Origin of the sequence: Leucobacter sp. USCH14 (assembly GCF_037619215.1) — a bacterium.
Classification (GTDB): domain Bacteria; phylum Actinomycetota; class Actinomycetes; order Actinomycetales; family Microbacteriaceae; genus Leucobacter.
This window is the reverse complement of sequence record NZ_JAQPZP010000003.1, coordinates 62,836-80,861: the sequence shown is the minus strand read 5'-3', so window position 1 is coordinate 80,861 and position 18,026 is coordinate 62,836. Positions and strand designations below refer to the sequence as shown.

The following is an 18,026-nucleotide window of genomic DNA, read 5'->3' as shown; positions in this document are numbered from 1 at the left end:
CGCTACAGAGCTTTGATGACGGGAGAGCACCGACGATGATCGATCTGCGACAGCTCCTGGCCTTGCGCGCGGTGCATCGCGAAGGGTCCGTCACCCGCGCGGGCCGCGCGCTCGGGTGGAGTCAGCCCACGGTCGATTACCACCTGCGCAACCTCGAACGGCTCATCGGCTCGCCGGTGCTCGAACGCTCCACTCGCGGCTCGACGCCGACTCCGGTGGGAGTGCTGGTGCTCGATCGGGGCGAGGAGATCCTCACCCTCACCGATCGCGCTCTCCGCGATGCTCGCGACCTCGCGCAGATGGGACGCGCGCGACTGAAGTTCGGCACCTTCCCGACCGCCGCGGCCAAGCTGCTCCCCTCGATCGTGTCGCAGGTGGCGGATCTCGGCATCGAGATCGACGCGGTACTCGAAGAGGTCGGGCCGCTCGTCGCGCACGTCAACGATCGAACGCTCGATGCGGCCCTCCTGTACTCGGTGCCCGGCTACGAGGTGCCGTTGCGACCCGACGTCGTGACGACGGAGGTGCTGCGCGATCCGCTGCTGCTCGCACTCCCCGAGGATCACCCGCTCGCCGACCGCTCCTCCATCGACCGCGAGTCGCTCATGTCGCTGCACGGTGAGCGCTGGCTGCTCGGCACGAGTCGCCACGACCCCATGGACTCGGTGCTCCTCGACGCCTTCGCCGCGTCGGGCCACCGGCTCGAGGTCGCGATTCGCACCGACGACTTCCAGGTGATGCTCGGCATGATCGCGGCCGGGATGGTGATCGGCCTGGTCGCCAAGCTCGCGGCCGGGCCCACGCACCCGGGCGTCGTACTGCGCCCCCTCGACGACCCGGCATTCGCGCGGTCGGTGCTGCTCGCCGCGCCTGCCGAGAGCAACGGCGGGCAGCCCTCGACCGCCGCACGCCAGCTGGCGACCGCGATCCGCCACGCCGTCGCTCGGAGCGAGCACCCGGCAGCGGGGTGAACGACGCAGCAGTGCCCCCGGTTCTCCACCGGAGGCACTGCTGATGCTCACCGTTCAGCGAGCGACGTCACACCGCTCAGTCGGCCTGCGTCTGACGGCGCATGCGGAGCGCGACCAGCACGCCGCCCGCGATGACGAGCGCGCCGGCGCCGAGGCCGAAGGGCAGCAGGCTACCGTCGGAACCGGTCGCTGCGAGCGAGCCCTTCGCCCCGGCCGGGCTTGCCACGACCTCGCCGGACTCATCGACGATCGGCGCGGCGCCCTGCGCGCCCGCCTCGCCGGCGCCCGCCGCAGCGGCAGCGCCTTCGACGGGAGCGGAGCCGTTCGCTCCCGCACCCGCGGCACCGCCCGCATCGGCGCCCGAACCGGCGGTTCCGCCGCCGTTCGCAGCACCATCGGCTGCCCCGGTCGCGTCCTCGACCGGCGGGTCAACGGGAGCCGCGGCCTCGACCCAGGCCTCGTTCAGCATCCAGTTCGCCATGTCGACGTTGTCGAAGTAGTGCCCGCGCACGAGGTCGAGATTCGTTCCGAGCGCGGCGAGCTGCTCGGTTCCCGCGCCCTTCGAGAAGAACGGAACCAGCATGTTGGTGTGGTCTCCGCTGTTCCAGGAGTGCGCGGCGAGCGTCGCGGGATCGGCGTCGGCCGACGGGACGATCGGGCTGAAATCGCCCGGGGTCTCACCATAGAGGTAGCCGGTCTCGTGATCGGCGGTGACGACGACGAGCGTCTCGTCCCAGCTGGAGTTGGTCTCGACCCAGTCGATCACCGAGGTGACCGCATTATCGAAATCTGTGACCTCTTCGAGGTCCCGCTCGCTCTCGTTGCCGTGGCCGGCCCAGTCGATGGCGCCGCCCTCGACCATGAGGAAGAACCCGTTCTCGTTGTTGTCGAGCACGTTGAGCGCGCCCTCCGACAGCGTTGCGAGATCGGGCACGTCGTTCATCGGGGCGCCATCTGCACGCGACTGCTGCAGGGTCGAAGCGACCTGCGCGACGCCGAAGACGCGCTCGGGCGTCTCTCCCGTGGCGAGCGCCTCGAAGTCGGCCTTCGTCTCGATGAAGGTGCGGTCGGTCTGACCGGTCGATACCGCGTTCCAGTCATCCTCGGAGATGTAGCCGAAGTCACCGGTCTCCGTCGGCTGATGATCGTCCGTGTAGAACGGATGTCCGGCGCCGATGACCACCTCGAGGCCGCTCGCGATCTGCTGGCTCGCGATGTCCTGGTAGTTGTTGCGGCTCTCGTTGTGGCTCGAGTACGCCGCCGGCGTCGCGTGCGAGAACGGCACCGACGACACGACGCCCGCGCTCTTGCCGAGGGTCTCGGCGCGCTCGGCGACGTTCTCGACGGGGTTCCCATCCTTGTCGACCCCGAGACCCGCGTTGTACGTCTTCACGCCGGTCGCCATGGCGGTGCCCGCGGCGGCGGAGTCGGTCGGACTGACCTTGTTCCACTCGAAGTCCGACCACGAGGCAGCCGGGTCGTAGACCGGACCGTCGACCCAGTGCGTCGACATGCCGAGGTGGTTCCACGACTGCCATCCCTCGGTCGGCACGGTGTTCTGGCCCGAAGGGATCACCTTCTGGTCACCGCCTCGCTCGACCTGCCAGTGCGTCTCGCCGGTCGTCTCCGCGTTCATGAAATCGATGTGGTTGTACCCCATGCCGTCGCCGATCAGAACGATGACGTTCTTCGGCGAGACCTCGGCTTCCGCCGCCATCGCCGGTGAGCCGAATGCAGCACCCGACGCGATGATCCCCAATGCGACGCCGCCGACGACGGCCGGCTTCGCGAACTTCCCCAAATGCAACATGAACCCCTTGTCGAGAGTGAGCATGCGACTGGTCATCAGCCGCCTCTGGGAGCGTATTGGGGTGAGGTATCTGCGGGGTGGCCGGGCGTGAACGGGCCATGAACGACGCCTGGCCCGCGCACGAACACCCCTACCGGTCGTCGGAGGAGCGCCGGTTCGCGGCGCGCGCATCGGCGATGTCGGCACCCGGATCAGCAGCCCGATCGCGGCGTTCCTCCAACCGCTCGTCGGCACTCCCATCGCGCTTCGTCTTGCGCAGGCTCAGGATCGTCGCGACGGCGATGGTGGCGCCGATGAACGACAGCGAGAACCAGATCGGGATCTCGGGGACCCAGAGCAGCGGTTCACCGCCGTTGATGAAGGGGAGCTCGTTGACGTGAAGGGCGTGGAAGACGAGCTTCACACCGATGAACGCGAGGATCACCGCGAGGCCCTGCGCGAGGTAGACGAGGCGCTCGAGGAGCCCGCCGATCAGGAAGAACAGCTGGCGCAGACCCATGAGGGCGAATGCGTTCGCGGTGAAAACGATGTACGCCTCGTTGGTCAGGCCGTAGATGGCAGGAATCGAGTCGACAGCGAAGATGAGGTCGATGAATCCGATGGCCACGATGGTGAGGAACATCGGAGTGAAGAACCGCTTGCCGTCGCGCTTGGTCGTGAGCCTGTCCTCGTGGTACTCGTCGGTGATCGGGAGCACCCGCCGCACGAACTTCATGAATCGCCCGTTCGCGGGGTCCGCGTCGTGGTTCGCGAAGGCCTGGCGATACGCGAGGAAGAGCAGGAGGGCGCCGAAGACGTAGAAGATCCAGCTGAGGTTCGCGATGAGGGTGGCTCCGATCGCGATGAAGGCGCCGCGCAGGATCAGCGCGATGATGATGCCGACCATCAGCACCTTCTGCTGATACATCTTCGGCACGGCGAACGCGCTCATCACGAGCAGGAAGACGAAGAGGTTGTCGACCGACAGCGCCTTCTCGGTGAGATACCCGGCGAAGTACTCGCCGCCGAAGTTCCATCCGGATGCGAAGCCGATGCCGACGCCGAAGAGGAGCGCCAGGCCGATGTAGAAGGCCGACCACCTCGCCGACTCGCCGATCGTCGGCTCGTGCGGTTTGCGCACGTGGGCGAAGAACTCGTAGACGAAAAATGCGATCGTGACGAGGATCGTGATGATCCAGATCAGCGGTGTGACCTGCATGCGGGCTCCTAGGGGTCGGTGAAAGACACCAAGGTCTCTTCCACCTCGATCGTGACACGATTACCGCGATGTCGAGGCCAGCAGCCCGAAGTACATCGATGCACTCGTATTGACGGGACTGCTGCGAACGGGAATACTCCCCCTGCACACGACATCCTACCGAACACGCGTCGGAAAACGCGCAACACACGGCAACGCTTCAGCCTGCACCCGTTCGACGACGTCGCCAGCGCGCCGCACCGACTGCGAGCAGTGCGGCGCACGGAGCCGCGCACCACGCGGGTGCGGCGGCGGCGAGCGGCATCGTCGCCCCGATGAGCGCCACCAGCACGATGCCGTCGATCGACCAGAGGAATCGCACGGCCCCGCTCAGGTCCCCCTCCGGCGTGGGAATCGGTGTGAGCAGTCGCACGGGCAGCGGGCCCTTCAGCGCATTGCCGACTCTCGCGAAGACGGCGCACACTGCGACTGCAGCGGAGCAGAGCACCGGTGCGAGCGGCGCCACTCCGATCAGCGTCGCCGAGGCGGAGGCGGTGATGCCTGCGATGAGCAGCGCGGCGACGACCGGGAACACGCTGTGCAGCACGAGCACATGGGCGTCGCTGACGCCGTAGACGGGCAGATCGGCGGCGACCGCGGCAGCATGACGCACGCCGTCCGTGAACGGACCGAGCGCCGCGAATGCGACCACTGCACCGAACGCGCCGAGTACGCCGAGCCCGACGCCCGGCTGCGGGGCGCTGCTCGCGAGGGTTACGAGCACGCTTGCAGCGGTGATGCCGAGCGCTCCCGCCGCCAGTCGCCCAGGCGCTCGCGCAGCGCCCACTGCGTCGCGAATCACGAACGTCCGCGTCAGCGCGAGTCCGCGCCGCCCCTGCGCGCTCGTGCGGACCGCGCGCACCCGGCGCCCGGCCCAGGGCCTCCCCTGATACGCAGCCAGGGCGGAGCTGAAATCCATGCCGGAGGCATGCAGGGACGACGACCCCCATCTCGTCGCCTGCGCTTCGAGCACCCGGCTGTCGAGGCGCGCGAAGAGCGCCGGGGTGCTCGAGACGAGCACGACGGTGAGTGCGCAGAGTAGAGCGACCGGCGCGGGCCACGGTGCTGCGTGTGAGGAACCCGCAACGGCGATCCCTGCCCCATTCCAGAGGGCGGCGGTCCACCCCCACGGAGTGAACCGGGCTGACGCGGGAAGCGCAATCGTAAGGCCCACGAGCATCGTCAGTCCGATGGCGAGAGCACCCGCCAGCCGCGGCAATGCCTGCCCCGCGAGCCAGAGGACCGTCGCGATGACGCCGACGCAGACGCCGATGCCGGCTCCCAGGGCGGCGATAGCGAGCGCACTGTCGAACGGGAGCGCGGCCTGAACACCGAGCAACCCGCCGATACCGGCGCTCACGACGGAGGTGACCGCGGTCACGACCGCACCCGCCCGCACGACGCTGCCGCCGAAGGCTGAGACCCGCGAGTGCTCGCTGCGCGCGAAGACGTGGGTGAGCAGTGGCGGCCGCAGCGCCGGACCGCGGAGGCGACCGGCGAGGAGCGCCGCGATCCACAGCCCGGCGGCGCAGAGCCCGCCGATGAGCGGAGCATTCGGCGCCGCGAGTGCTCGCAGCACCTCGGGCTGCGACGCCGAGATCCAGAGCGCGCGCGCCGTCGGCGCGACGAACGCGACGGAGAGCATCGCGCCGAGATACGCCGCGTATCGCCGGTCGCTCGCCGAGCGGGCGTGCGAGGCCCTCCAGAGGCCGAGGGCGGAACGCACCCTGGAATTCCTCATGCGGCGCCCTGCAGCCAGAGGATGCGGCCGCCGAGGCCATCCGCGAGCGCGTCGCTGTGCGTGGCCACGACGACCGCCGCTCCCGCCTCGCGGCGCCGATTCACGGCGGCGACGACGAGACCGAGGCGATCGGCGTCGAGCCGCTGCTCGGGTTCGTCGAGCACGAGTGCGCCGCAGGGTCGGGCGAGCACGAGCGCGAGCCCGAAGAGCTGCGTCTGGCCCGACGAGAGCTCGTGCGGAAAGCGCGTGGCGAGCGCGTGCAGGCCGAGCTCGTCGAGCACCTGCCCGGCGAGCCGCTCGGCGTCGCGCCCGGAAGCGGACCAGGTCGTGGCGACGAGCAGCACGTGGTCGCGCACGGTGAGATCGGGCGCCAACGGCGGCAGGCCGATCATGGCCGCGACGCTGCGCCGAAGGCGGCGGTCTCGGGAGACGACGTCGCGCCCATCGATGCGCACCGTGCCGCTCGACGGCGCCCGCATACCCGCGAGCAGTCGGAGCAGCGTCGATTTGCCCGCACCGTTCGCCCCGCGAACGACCACCGCCTCCCCGGCTGCCGCATCGAACGACGTCGCGGGCAGCAGCGTTGCATCGCGCTCTCGCACCTCGGCGTCCCGCACCACGATCATGCGTCTAGTCTCGCAAATGCGCGCTCTCTCCGGATCGATCGCGCACGGGGTCGGCCCCGCGGCCGTCGAGCGCGTCGATGTAGCGCAGCACGATCCCCTCGCGCAGCGCCCACGGGGAGATCGTCAGGGTGTCCACTCCGAACACCTTCATCGCGGTGCGCAGCACCACCGCGCCCGCCATGATCTGATACCCGCGCTCCGGCGTGATGCCGGGCAGGTACTCCCGCACCGCTCCGGGCATCTCGCGGAGCGAGGGCTCCCATTCGCGGAGACCGACGTAGTGGAGTTGAGCGAGGTCGCCCGTCACCGGATCCGACGGCCCACCCACGAGGCGCGCGAGCGAACGGATCGTCTTCGACGTGCCCACCACGCGCTTCGGCCGGGGCCGATCGGCGAAGAGCTCGTCCCGCACCTTCGTGAACTCGACTCGAGCGTGAGCGCGCAAGCGCGAGACCGCTTCGCGCGACGGCGGATCCTCGGCCAGAAAATTGATGGTGGATCGCCCGGCGCCGAGCGGCAGCGACACCTGCACGTCGGGGTACTCGTCAGCTCCCTGGGCGATCTCGAACGATCCGCCCCCGATGTCGAACAGCAGGATCTCGCCCGCCGACCACCCGAGCCAGCGTCGCACCGCGAGCATCGTGATGCGCGCCTCGTCCTCCCCAGACAGCACGCGCAGCACGATGCCCGTCTCCCGCGCGACCCGCGCCAGCACCTCCTCGCCATTCGCCGCCTCGCGGATCGCACTCGTCGCCGTCGAGATCAAGTCGTCGACGCCGATCTCGCGAGCGATCTCGGCGCACTCGCGAATCGCCTCCACGATGCGCGCCACGCCCTCTTCGACGATCGCACCGTCATCATCGAGGTAGCGCATGAGACGCAGCACCGACCGCTGGGAGTGGTACGGGACGGGGCTCGCGCCCGGGTGGGCATCGACCACGAGCAGGTGGACGGTGTTTGATCCGACGTCGATCACTCCAAGACGCATGGGCCGAGTCTAGTGGGGATCCTCACTCCGCCGCCTCGGGATAGATGCTGCGCGTCTCCGCTCTTCGATTGCGCCCGCTGCTCTTGCTCCCGAACCTGATGATGGGAACGAGCTTGGAGACGCCGAGCACCACGTAGATGAGCGTATTGATCGCGACGACGGTGGCGAAGACTCCGAACCATTCGGAGGAGAGCATCTCCTCCGGGAAGAGCAGTCCCATGCGGTGCATCAGCGCGCCTCCTGTTCGATCATGCTCGACGAGTTCTCTGCACGGTGCTCGACGTGCTTCCAGGTGGGCACACGACCCAGGGAGATCTCGAACACCCCCTTCAGGAAGGCGAGGTTCAAGAAGCAGTCGTAGACGAGCTCGGGGAAGATGAGCACGGCGAGAGCCCGTGCGCGCCACCCGCCCCGCCAGACGGTGACCACGCGCTCGATCGCGAAGACGACGCCGATGCCCAGCCAGAACGGGAACCACACCCAGGAGTCCATCGCCGTGAGCATCAGGAACATCAGCCCGAAGTATGCGAACAGCGCGAAGACCCCGTAGCCGATCGCGATCTGCTGCGCCCAGTACCTGATGGTCTGCGGCGTCACGCCGTAGGCGCCGAGGTTCTCGAGCGCCCCGCGCTGCCACCGCAGCCGCTGCGCCCAGAGCATGCGCCAGCTGGGCATGAGCTCCGTCGTCACCTGGCACTCCACCGGCGACACCATGAGTCCGCCGAGCGATTTGATGGCGATGGTGAGCTCGTTGTCCTCCGTCAGCGCGAAGGTGTCGTACACCTCGCCGAGATTGCCCGGGATCGACGAACCGCGTGAGTTCGCGACCTCGCGCAACGCGATCGAGCGGAACACGGTGCCGGTTCCCGTGAGCACGAACACGCGCCCCTCGCGCCGCTCGATCTCGCGCTGATACCTGAAGTACTCGTTCCGCTGGAACTGCCCGAGTACGCCGTGCCCGGGCTCCCCCTGGAACAGACCCCCGACCGCCATGAGCGCGCGGTCGGCCGTGAAGCGCTGCACCGCCGTCTCGATGAAGCGGGTGCTCAGCTGCGTGTCGGCGTCCATGACCAGCACCGTGTCGTTGTCGCCCATCTGCGGAAGCTCGCGGGCGAGCACCTGGTTGAGCGCCCCGCCCTTCTTGTGCGTGTTCTCCCTCGTCTCGAACACCTCGGCGCCGAGACGACGGGCGACCGCGACCGTGCCGTCGGTGCAGTTGTCGGCGACGACGATCACGCGATCCGGGAGTCGCTGCTGCTGCTGCAGCGATGCGAGCGTGGCGGGCAGCGAGGCCTCCTCGTTGTGCGCCGGGATGAGCACCGTCACCGTGATCTCGCCGGCGAAGACGCCGCGCGACCGCGCCATGATCGCTTTGGGTGCGAGCGATCGCTTCGCCACCTCGAGCGGCGTGCGCCGGTAACGCCGCGATACCGTGCGCTCGGTGATGACCACGATGAGCACGAAGGCGATCGCCGTCGCGAGCGCGATCACGAGCACCCGCGGCGACGGCAGCTCGGCGTTGTACATCACCGTCCACGCGCCGGCGAGCGTCAACCGCTCCGGTTGCCAGATGGACTCGGGGTGGGAGAGGTCGACGCCCCAGACGAGCACGGCCGCCCCGGCCAGCACCACCACGATCACGAGCAGCCCGACGAACCGCTGGAAGAATTCTCGCACGACGACCCCCTTCGTCTTCGCGCAACGGCCCTGCCCTCGCAGCCGCACCCCCGCGGCCGCGCCGTCGCGCCCCCAGTTGCACCATCAGTCTAGGGCAGACGTTCGAGCAGTTCCGCGGCGCGGCACGGATACCCTGTCGGTATGACCGACGCAGCACTCGACCTCTTCGCCATCGATGCAGGATCGACCGAGCCGCCCTACCGCCAACTGCACGACGGTGTGCTGCGCGCCATCTCGGATGGGCGCCTGACTCCGGGTGCGAAGCTGCCGACCGTTCGCGGACTGGCAGCCCACCTCGGGCTCGCAGCGAACACGATCGCGTCGGCCTACCGGGCGCTCGAGGCGGATGGTGTGGTCGAAGGACGCGGGCGCGCGGGCACGTTCGTGTCGCTCGGAGACGATCCCGTCGACGCTGCGGCGCGGAAGGCCGCGCTCGAGGCGGTCGAACGGCTCCGCTCCCTCGGCGTCACGGGCGAGCGCGCCGAACGGCTGCTCACCGAGACCGTGCGAGGCCGCATCGTCTGATGACGACGGACGCCGGGTGAGCCGGCTCGCGAGCCTCGCCCCGCTACTTGCGGGCGCGCTTCGGCGACGGGCTCTCCTCTGCGGCGGGCACGATGACGGCGGTCACATCGGTGCCCGCATCCGGCGCGGCTACCGTGACCTCGTTCACCGCCGCGCGCGATCCCCCGCCCGTGCTGAGCTCTGCGACCGCCGTGACCTCCTTGCGCACGCCGCCGAGGCGACGGCGCCGATCGCTCGAGCGCACGAGATCGCGACGCAGGCGCCGGTCCCCGTGGTAGAGGATCGCCTGCCAGTTGACCTCCGCGTCGGGGTCGACCAGGTTCTTCCGCTGCTGCTTCGGCGGCTTCGGGGCGACGTACAGCCACCCGACGATGCCGAGCACGGCGTCGACGATCGCTGCACGCACCCCGATGTAGGACACGGCCGCCCAGGTCGCCATCACCGCGTTGAACCCGGCGAAGATGAAATTGCCCCAGTTGCCGAGCGTGAAATCGCGGTAGGCCGTGAGCACTGAGAACGCGATGATCACGAACGGCAGGATCACGTAGATGGCGGGGGACGCTGTGCGGCCCGTGACCTTGGGGGTGCGCGCGAAGGGAATCTTCTCGCCCGTGACGCCCTGCTGCATCGACTTCAGCACGCCGGCGAGGTTCACCGGCAGCAGTACGAGGTTGAAGCCGTAGATGCGGAAGATATCGCTGAGGCGATGTCCGCTCGCACGCAGATCGAGTGCCTGCGAGATGAAGTACGGCAACGCCGCGGCCACGACGAGCGGGCTGAGCAGGCGCGAGTCGAAGGGGAAGAAGAGCAGGAAGATCAGTCCGAAACTCGCCCAGGCGAGCGATGACATGTAGTTCGTTCGGAGCAGTTTCTCCGTCAGGCGCACTCGGGCGGGAGTGCCCTTGCGGATGCGGATCATCTCGAACATCTTCGGCATGATCAGCAGGCCGCCGTTCGCCCAGCGGCGCCGCTGCACGATCAGGGAGCCGAAGTCGGGCGGCGTCGCGCTGTAGCTCAGGCGCTCGGGGTAGTTCTCGAGGGACCACCCGTGCGCGCCGAGGTCGATGCTCGACTCCGTGTCCTCGATCACCGTGCGGTCCTGCACGTAGGTCGTGATCTCGAACCCGCCGACGGTCTCCGTGACCGCGATGTCGGCGAGCGCCGCTTTGCGGATGACCGCGTTCGCGCCCACCCAGAAGGTGGCGTTGAAGTAGGTGAGCCCCTGGTGCTGGATGTGCTGGAGGTCGGTCGTCGCTCCGGCGATGCGCTCGATGCGCGTGGGAGCGCCGCGGAACGACGAGTACGGCGTCTGCGTCACGGCGACGCGCTCGTTCTCGGGCTGCTCGAGCAGGTACACGAGCCGCACGCAGTAGTCGCGGAGCAGCTGCGAATCGGCGTCGAGCGTCAGCAGGTAGCGGCTGTCGGGAATCACGAGATCGGGCTCCGACTCGTCGCGATCTCGAAGCGCTTCGAGGAGTTGGACGCCGGTCTCATCGGCGATGCGATAGCGCCCGCCCATCAGCGAGATGTACGAGTTCAAGTTCATCGCCTTGTTGGGCTCTTGCGAGAGCGATGCGTACTTCTTGCGCTCGAAGGAGCTCATGTCGGCACTGAAGATCCAGACGAGTCGTCGGTACAGCTGCTCGAGCCGCTCGCGGTCGGGGGATCCGCCCTGCTCATATGCGGCGTTCAGCGCGAGCCGAGTGAGGCGCAGGTCGTTCGACAGGCCGAGCAGCACCTGCTCCGCGAAGAACTCGGACATGTGGTCGTCGATCTTCTCCGCCGCGGCGAACTCGTCCAGCCACGTCGCTGCCTCGGCGTAGGCATCGGCGGCGCGCTTCGCGTCCTCCGGCCCGGGCACCTCGGGAGTCGACTCCTGGAAGACCCGCATCGCCTCTCGCGCCTGCTCCAGCGGCTTCTCGAGCGCTGCGGAGATGTCGCCGAGCAGGCCGCGGGTCCGGTTGAGTCGCTCGAGCCCCTTCCCGGTGAGGCCGGTGTCACGGTCATCGATGAGCAGCACGACGCGCACCGAGGGGAACTCCTGCAGCGCGGCGGACCAGAGCGTGTACCGCACGACCTCCGGCTCTTCGTCGTAGCTCGGGATCAGTACCGTGACGTCTGCGTCCGACTCCGCGAAATGCTCGTCGATCAGCGCGCGCTCGACGCGGCGATGCTCCCGGAAGCGCACGAGCGCGCCGTACCGCGCCGTGAGGTACATGAGCGCGGAGAACGTCAGCGCCGTGACGGTCAGGCCGTACACCCACGTCTGCACGTGGAAGACGAACGACTCGGTCGGCCCCTCGATCACCATGCGCACGATCGTCGTGATCATGTAGAAGAACCACGCGAGCACGGTGATGACGATGGCCGCGCGCGCCCAGATCACCGCCCCACCGCTGGGGCGGGAGTGCATGATCGCAAGCGGCTCGGAACGTCGCTCCGCACCCCACTGTCGGCGTCGCGACGACACCGTTGTTTCCTCAGCCACCCAAACCCCCGTTTGCAAACTGTGCCCGCATCTCGATCCACCCACGGACGTGTGCTGCACTCGGGGGTCGCTTCGCAGGTGAATCCTCCCGGGCGAATCGGAATATTCGATTCACCGTGGGAAAGCGCGTTGGCGCTCGTATAGCATAACTGATGGCGAAAACCGACACAGGTAATTTCCCGGACCCGTCGGGCGAGGGCATGGGCGAGGGGCTGTCATGGCGAAGTGGTATCCGGGTCGAAAGCTGTCTCTGGCACGGCTGAGCATCGTGCTGGTCGTGCTCGCCGGGCTCGTCGGCGGTGGCGTGTACGCGTGGTCGCGAGTGCAGGACGTGCAGGTCGCGTCGGAGCGCACGCCCTGGTTCGACTCCTACGTCGATGTCACGGCGACTCCGACGTTCCCGTTCGAATCACCGAGCGAGGACGGGCAGAAGAACGTCGTGCTCTCCTTCATCGTCGCGGCTCCCCATGACGCGTGCAGCCCGTCATGGGGCGGCTACTACAGCCTCGACCAGGCAGAGAGTTCGCTCGACCTCGACCGCAAACTGCAGCGCCTGCGCAATCTCGGCGGGTCCGCCATGGTCTCGTTCGGCGGCCAGGCCAATCACGACATCGCGTACGAGTGCGAGGATCAGGGCGATCTGGTCGACGGATACACGAGCGTCGTCGAGCGCTACGACCTCGCCAGCATCGACATGGACATCGAGGGCGCCTTCCTCTCGGACGAGGCCGGGGTCGCCCGACAGGCCGAGGCGATCCGGACCGTGCAGGATGCGCGTGAGGAGGGTCTCGACGTCTGGCTGACCCTTCCGGTCGCGCCCGATGGGCTCACCTTCGAGGGCTTGCAGGCGATCCGCGCGTATCTCAAGGCCGGGGTCGACTTGGCGGGCGTCAACGTCATGACGATGAACTACAACTCGAAGTCGGAGAAGGACTTCTACCCCGCGGTCGAGAGCAGTCTCGAAGCGACTCAGTCGCAACTGCGCTCGCTGTATCAGGAGATCGATGCCCCGATCGGCGAGGCGACCGCGTGGAGCCGCGTCGCGGCGACGCCCATGATCGGGCAGAACGACACGCGGAAGGACGTTTTCACGCTCGCCGACGCGGAGAGACTCTCGACCTTCGCCGACGAGCGGGGTATGGCGCGCATGTCGATGTGGTCGCTCAACCGTGATCAGCAGTGCTCCGCGAACTGGCCGGACCCCAAGCAGGTCTCCGACTCCTGCAGCGGCATCGTCCAGGAGACGGGCGACTTCTCGAAGATTCTGCGCGAGCATCGCACCGGTGCGATCTCCCAGGTCGCCGAGGCCGTCGAGAACGACGGGCCGGTGGAGCTCGTCGAGGACGACCCGGAGACGAGCCCGTACCCGATCTGGAGCGAGACCACCGCGTACCCCGCGGAGACCAAAGTCGTCTGGCATCGCAACGTGTACGAGGCGAAGTGGTGGACCGAGGGCGATCAGCCGGACCTCGCCGCCGAGAACGGCTCGCAGCCCTGGCGGCTGCTCGGCCCGGTGCTGCCCGGTGAGAAGCCGATCGAGCGTCCGAAGCTTCCCGCCGGGGCGTACCCCGACTGGGACGCCGCGAAGGAGTACCGTCGCGGTGAACGCGTCATGTTCGACGGCGACGGCTTCGAGGCCAAGTGGTACTCGCGCGGCGACAGCCCCGACGCGGCGCTCGTGCAGCCGCAGGATTCGCCGTGGCGCGTGCTCACCGATGCCGAGATCGCAGAAGTGATCGGGTCGTCGAACGAGGCGTCGACCGGTGCGAACGGTTCGGGCGCTGCCGTGCAGGCCGACGCGTCGAGCGACGCGGCGAGCGACGGAGCGGCCGACGACGGAGCGGGTGACAACGGCGCTGGCGACGACGGGCCTTAGGCGAACGGCCCGACGCGCTCGACGCGCACGACGGGCTCCCCCTCGGCCTCGGATTCTGCGAGATCGACCGATCCCTCGATCGCCCAGTCGTGGTCGCCGTTCGGGTCGAGCAGCACCTGGCGGAACCGCCAGAAGCCCTCGGGCGCGCTGCTCCGATCGAGTTCGAGCAGCGCCGCGGCGCGCGCATCGGCGTCGACGCGGATGTCGTCGTACTCGTCGAAGTAGAGCGCCAGGGCATCGCGCCACTTCTGCTCGCCGAAGCCGCGGGCGGCATCCAGCTCGGCCAGCTCGGCGTAGCGCTCGAACGCCGCCGCCTGCACGCGACGGAACAGGGCGTTGCGGAGCATGACGAGGAACGCGCGCTGATTCGTGAGCACGGATCGCGTCGGCGGCGCGAGCGCTGCACTCGCCTCCGCGCCGTCGGCGTCGAGCCCGAGGAGGGCTCGCGCCCTGCGGTGCGCCTCCGGATCGGGGTGTGAAAGCTCCTCCCACTCGTCGATCAGGCTGGAGTCCACCTGCCGCACGAGCTCGCCGAGCCACTCGATGAGCTCCTCGAGCTCGGCGTTCTTCGCCTGCTCGGGCACGGTGCGTTCGATGGCGCGGAATGCATCGCTGAGGTATCGCAGCACGCCGCCCTCCGAGCGGCCGAGCTGGTAGAACGAGACGAGATCGCGGAAGCCGAACGCTCGCTCGACCATGTCGCGCACCACGGACTTCGGACGCAGCGCGAAGTCGCGAGCCCAGGGCACCTCGGCGACGTACTCGGTGAACGCCTCGTCGAGCAGTTCCTTCAGAGGCTGGGGGTGCGTGACGGCCTCGAGCAGTTCCATGCGCTCGTCGTACTCGATGCCCTCGGCCTTCATCGCCGCGACGGCCTCTCCTCGTGCTCGGTGCTCCTGCGCGCGAAGAATCGCCCGCGGGTCTTCGAGCGTCGCTTCGATGATCGAGATCACGTCGAGCGCATAGGTGTCGGATTCAGGATCCAACAGTTCGATCGCCGCGAGCGCGAACGGGGAGAGCGGCTGGTTCAGCGCGAAATTCGCCTGCAGTTCGACCGTGAGGCGGAGGAGTCGCCGGCCGCGCTCATCGACGTGGACCTCGACGATCCCGCCCTGTCGCAGCGTGCGGAAGATCGCGATCGCGGTGCGCGCGTGCGCGTACTGCGCGGCTCGCGGCTCGTGGCTGTCGAAGACCAGGGTGCGCATCGTCTCCAGCGCCTCGCCCTCGCGAGTCTCGCCCCGGCCGATGACGCCGAGCACCATCGAGTGCGTCACGCGCATGCGACTGACGAGCGATTCGGGCTGCGAGCCGACGAGTTTCTCCAGCGTGTTCTCGCTCCAGGCGACGAACCCCTGCGGCGGAGACTTCTTCTTCGCCGGTTTCGCCTTCTTCCCTCCCGACGCCTTGGCAGCCGCCTTCGCAGCGGCCTTCGCGTTCTCGACCTCGTGCTCGGGCGCCAGCGCGACCACGTCACCCTCGGTGTCGAAGCCGGCGCGCCCCGCGCGCCCCGCGATCTGGTGGAACTCGCGGGCGGAGAGCCGGCGCATCTTCTCGCCGTCGAACTTCGTGAGTGCGGTGATGACGACGGTGCGGATCGGCACGTTGATGCCGACCCCGAGCGTGTCGGTGCCGCAGATCACGCGAAGCAGACCGCGCTGTGCGAGCTGTTCCACCAAGCGCCGATACCGCGGGAGCATGCCCGCGTGATGCACACCGATTCCCGACCGCACGAGGCGCGAGAGCGTCGATCCGAATCCCGTCGAGAAGCGGAAGTCGCCGATGGCGGCGGCGATCTCGTCACGACCCGTACGATCGACGATGCGGATGCTCGAGAGCGCCTGGGCCTGCTCGACGGCGTGCGACTGATTGAAATGCACGAGGTAGGCGGGGGTCTGGCGATCCTCGATCAGCTGCTCCACGACCTCGTGCGCCGGGGCGACCTGGTACGAGAACGTCAGCGGCACCGGCCGCTCGACGCCCGTCACGAGCGCCGTGTCGCGCCCGGTGCGCCGGGAGAGGTCGTCCGCCAGTTCGGAGACGTCGCCGAGCGTCGCCGACATCAGGAGGAACTGCGCGTCGTTCATCAGCAGCAACGGCACCTGCCAGGCCCAGCCGCGTTCCGGTTCTGCATAGAAGTGGAACTCGTCCATCACGACTTGGGTGATGTCGCCCGCCGAGCGGTCTCGGATCGCGAGGTTCGCCAGAATCTCGGCCGTGCAGCACAGGATCGGGGCGTCGGGATTGATCGACGTATCACCGGTCACCATTCCCACCCGATCGGCGCCGAAGACGTCGACGAGATCGAAGAACTTCTCGCTGACGAGCGCTTTGATGGGCGCCGTGTAGACCGTGCGTCGCCCCTCCGCCAGCGCGATGAAGTGCGCGCCGATGGCGACGAGCGACTTCCCGGTTCCGGTCGGGGTCGCGAGGATCACGTTGCTGCCGAGCGCGATGCCGAGCACCGCCTCCTCCTGGGCCGGGTACAGGCGCAGCGCGCGCTGCTCCCACGCCCATTCCTCGAATGCGGCGAACGCTTCATCCGATTCCTCGAAGTGCGTGCTGTCGAGCAGCGTTCCCAGGCTCATGCGCGCGCACTCCCGCCGCTCTCCGCGCTCGCAGCGGCGTCTTCGCTCGTGAGTTCGGCGAACTTCCTCTGCATCGTCGGGTTGCCCCGCGTGAGCTTCTTGATCGTGACGCCCTGCGCCTTGTCGTTGGCCAGCCGCAGATTGTTCTCCGATTTGAGCAGGTTGTCCTTGACCTTCTGCATCTCGGAGATCGAGGTGTCGATGCGCTTGATCGCCTCCTGGAACTGTCGCGAGGCGAGGTCGTAATTGCGTCCGAAGGCATCCTTGAAGCTGTCGAGCTCACTCTCGAAATGCGTGATGTCGATGTTCTGGGACCGCACCTGCTCGAGTTCCGCCTTGTACTTCAGGGAGTTCAGTGCCGCGTTGCGCAGCAGCGTGATCAGCGGGATGAAGAACTGAGGTCGGATCACGTACATCTTCGGGTAGCGGTGGGACACGTCCACGATGCCGCCGTTGTAGAGCTCGCTCTCGGGTTCGAGCAGCGAGACGAGCACCGCGTACTCGCACCCCTTCTCGCGCCGATCCTTGTCGAGCTCCTTCAGGAAGTCCTCGTTGCGGTGCTTCGTCGCAGTCCCGTCCGACTCGTTCTTCATCTCGAACATGATCGAGACGATCTCGATGCCGCTGAGATCGAGGTCCTTGAAGATGAAGTCGCCCTTGCTGCCCGTGCGCGCGTCGTTGTCCTTCTCGAAGTAGGCGTTCGGAAACGCGGTGGCCCTGATCTGGTTGAAGGTCACTTCGCAGTGCTGCTCGAGCGTCTCGCCCACCATCTTGGTCGAGAGTCGCGCCTTGAAATCCTTGAGTCGCTCGATCTCTCCGTCGCGGTCCTTGAGCTGCAGTTCGTGGTACTCCTTGAGCGAGCGCTCCGCGAGCTGCTTCTCGAGCGCGGCGCGTTCGAGCTCGTTCTGCAGTTCGTCGCGCTCCTTGGCCACGGCGCTCACCGCCTCGGAGAGTTCGAGCTTTCGCGCGAGCTCCGCAGACTCGAGCTGCGCGCGAAGCCGCTGCAGCTCCGCCTCCTGTGCGGCCGCCCGCTGCTGCGCCTCCGCTGCGAGCTTGGCCTCGGCGAGCGCGATAGCGGCCTCCTGCTCCCGCTTCGCCTGTTCGAGTTCACCGGCGAGCGCATCGCGATCCTTCTCGACCCCGCTGAGCGCCTCGGCCACCGCGAGCTTCTGCGCCGTGCTGCTCGCGTCGATCCGCGCCTGCAGCTGCTGAATCTCGGCGTCCTTCTCGGCGGCGGCCTGCTGCAACCGCCCCGCAGCGGATGCCTCGGCCAGTTGCAGCGCCTGCCGCTTGTCCTGCTCGGCGAGGGCGAGCCGCTCGTGCACCTGCGCTTCGAATTCGCTGTCGCGCACCTGCTTCACGATGTCGGCGTACCCCGCTTCGTCGACGGTGAACGCCTTCTGGCAGTGCGGGCACATGATCTCGTGCACGGGAGCCTCCTTCACGAACTCACGAACGGTCTCCGGGCGGTCGGCGACACACGACAAGACTGTCATAGACCT

At 68.1% G+C, this 18,026-nt stretch carries 13 protein-coding genes; 3 read left to right on the top strand and 10 right to left on the bottom strand.

The window, feature by feature from the left end; all coding sequences use genetic code 11:
* Window positions 1-35 precede the first annotated feature (35 nt).
* Window positions 36-971: a LysR family transcriptional regulator gene (locus tag PQI23_RS04475; protein ID WP_339971952.1), complete on the top strand. Its 936-nt coding sequence runs from the start codon at window positions 36-38 to the stop codon at window positions 969-971.
* Window positions 972-1,047: 76 nt separating this feature from the next.
* Here the strand turns inward: PQI23_RS04475 and PQI23_RS04470 are convergent, their stop codons facing one another.
* The 7 genes from PQI23_RS04470 to PQI23_RS04440 all read right to left on the bottom strand — a co-directional run bounded on the left by PQI23_RS04470 (window position 1,048) and on the right by PQI23_RS04440 (window position 9,050).
* Complete coding sequence (locus PQI23_RS04470; protein ID WP_339971950.1) at window positions 1,048-2,817, bottom strand: alkaline phosphatase; 1,770 nt, start codon at window positions 2,815-2,817, stop codon at window positions 1,048-1,050.
* Window positions 2,818-2,911: 94 nt separating this feature from the next.
* Window positions 2,912-3,979, bottom strand: coding sequence for a TerC family protein (locus tag PQI23_RS04465; protein WP_339971948.1), 1,068 nt, complete (start codon window positions 3,977-3,979; stop codon window positions 2,912-2,914).
* Window positions 3,980-4,178: 199 nt separating this feature from the next.
* Window positions 4,179-5,759 carry a hypothetical protein gene (locus PQI23_RS04460; protein WP_339971946.1) on the bottom strand — a complete coding sequence of 527 codons (1,581 nt, stop codon included), beginning with the start codon at window positions 5,757-5,759 and terminating at the stop codon, window positions 4,179-4,181.
* Window positions 5,756-6,385, bottom strand: coding sequence for an ABC transporter ATP-binding protein (locus PQI23_RS04455; RefSeq protein ID WP_339971945.1), 630 nt, complete (start codon window positions 6,383-6,385; stop codon window positions 5,756-5,758). Before PQI23_RS04455 ends, PQI23_RS04460 begins: the two co-directional genes overlap by 4 nt.
* Before the next feature lie 4 nt (window positions 6,386-6,389).
* A complete protein-coding gene (locus PQI23_RS04450; protein WP_339971943.1) occupies window positions 6,390-7,373 on the bottom strand; it encodes a Ppx/GppA phosphatase family protein in 984 nt (327 codons plus the stop codon).
* Window positions 7,374-7,395: 22 nt separating this feature from the next.
* Window positions 7,396-7,602, bottom strand: coding sequence for a hypothetical protein (locus PQI23_RS04445; RefSeq protein ID WP_339971941.1), 207 nt, complete (start codon window positions 7,600-7,602; stop codon window positions 7,396-7,398).
* On the bottom strand, window positions 7,602-9,050 hold the full coding sequence (locus tag PQI23_RS04440) for a glycosyltransferase family 2 protein (protein ID WP_339971939.1): 1,449 nt from the start codon (window positions 9,048-9,050) through the stop codon (window positions 7,602-7,604). The genes PQI23_RS04445 and PQI23_RS04440 overlap by 1 nt, the downstream gene beginning before the upstream one ends.
* Before the next feature lie 141 nt (window positions 9,051-9,191).
* Here PQI23_RS04440 and PQI23_RS04435 point away from each other — a divergent pair, with 141 nt between their 5' ends.
* Entirely contained in the window at window positions 9,192-9,575 is a 384-nt protein-coding gene (locus PQI23_RS04435) for a GntR family transcriptional regulator (protein WP_339971938.1), read from the top strand.
* Window positions 9,576-9,618: 43 nt separating this feature from the next.
* Here PQI23_RS04435 and PQI23_RS04430 read toward each other — a convergent pair whose 3' ends face one another.
* The gene (locus tag PQI23_RS04430) at window positions 9,619-11,988 is read right to left on the bottom strand and encodes a glycosyltransferase family 2 protein (RefSeq protein ID WP_445238403.1); all 2,370 of its coding nucleotides are present in this window, start codon (window positions 11,986-11,988) and stop codon (window positions 9,619-9,621) included.
* A gap of 292 nt (window positions 11,989-12,280) precedes the next feature.
* Here PQI23_RS04430 and PQI23_RS04425 point away from each other — a divergent pair, with 292 nt between their 5' ends.
* Window positions 12,281-13,939 carry a chitinase gene (locus tag PQI23_RS04425; RefSeq protein WP_339971934.1) on the top strand — a complete coding sequence of 553 codons (1,659 nt, stop codon included), beginning with the start codon at window positions 12,281-12,283 and terminating at the stop codon, window positions 13,937-13,939.
* Here PQI23_RS04425 and PQI23_RS04420 read toward each other — a convergent pair.
* Window positions 13,936-16,524, bottom strand: coding sequence for a DEAD/DEAH box helicase (locus tag PQI23_RS04420; RefSeq protein WP_339971932.1), 2,589 nt, complete (start codon window positions 16,522-16,524; stop codon window positions 13,936-13,938). The genes PQI23_RS04425 and PQI23_RS04420 overlap by 4 nt on opposite strands.
* Complete coding sequence (locus tag PQI23_RS04415; RefSeq protein WP_339971930.1) at window positions 16,521-17,954, bottom strand: DUF2130 domain-containing protein; 1,434 nt, start codon at window positions 17,952-17,954, stop codon at window positions 16,521-16,523. The genes PQI23_RS04420 and PQI23_RS04415 overlap by 4 nt, the downstream gene beginning before the upstream one ends.
* Between the last annotated feature and the right edge of the window lie 72 nt (window positions 17,955-18,026).

Coding starts and splice junctions, on each gene's coding strand:
- PQI23_RS04475 (WP_339971952.1), top strand. CDS start 36: ATGATCGATCTGCGACAGCTCCTGGCCTTGCGCGCGGTGCATCGCGAA.
- PQI23_RS04470 (WP_339971950.1), bottom strand. CDS start 2,817: ATGACCAGTCGCATGCTCACTCTCGACAAGGGGTTCATGTTGCATTTG.
- PQI23_RS04465 (WP_339971948.1), bottom strand. CDS start 3,979: ATGCAGGTCACACCGCTGATCTGGATCATCACGATCCTCGTCACGATC.
- PQI23_RS04460 (WP_339971946.1), bottom strand. CDS start 5,759: ATGAGGAATTCCAGGGTGCGTTCCGCCCTCGGCCTCTGGAGGGCCTCG.
- PQI23_RS04455 (WP_339971945.1), bottom strand. CDS start 6,385: ATGATCGTGGTGCGGGACGCCGAGGTGCGAGAGCGCGATGCAACGCTG.
- PQI23_RS04450 (WP_339971943.1), bottom strand. CDS start 7,373: ATGCGTCTTGGAGTGATCGACGTCGGATCAAACACCGTCCACCTGCTC.
- PQI23_RS04445 (WP_339971941.1), bottom strand. CDS start 7,602: ATGCACCGCATGGGACTGCTCTTCCCGGAGGAGATGCTCTCCTCCGAA.
- PQI23_RS04435 (WP_339971938.1), top strand. CDS start 9,192: ATGACCGACGCAGCACTCGACCTCTTCGCCATCGATGCAGGATCGACC.
- PQI23_RS04430 (WP_445238403.1), bottom strand. CDS start 11,988: ATGCACTCCCGCCCCAGCGGTGGGGCGGTGATCTGGGCGCGCGCGGCC.
- PQI23_RS04425 (WP_339971934.1), top strand. CDS start 12,281: ATGGCGAAGTGGTATCCGGGTCGAAAGCTGTCTCTGGCACGGCTGAGC.
- PQI23_RS04420 (WP_339971932.1), bottom strand. CDS start 16,524: ATGAGCCTGGGAACGCTGCTCGACAGCACGCACTTCGAGGAATCGGAT.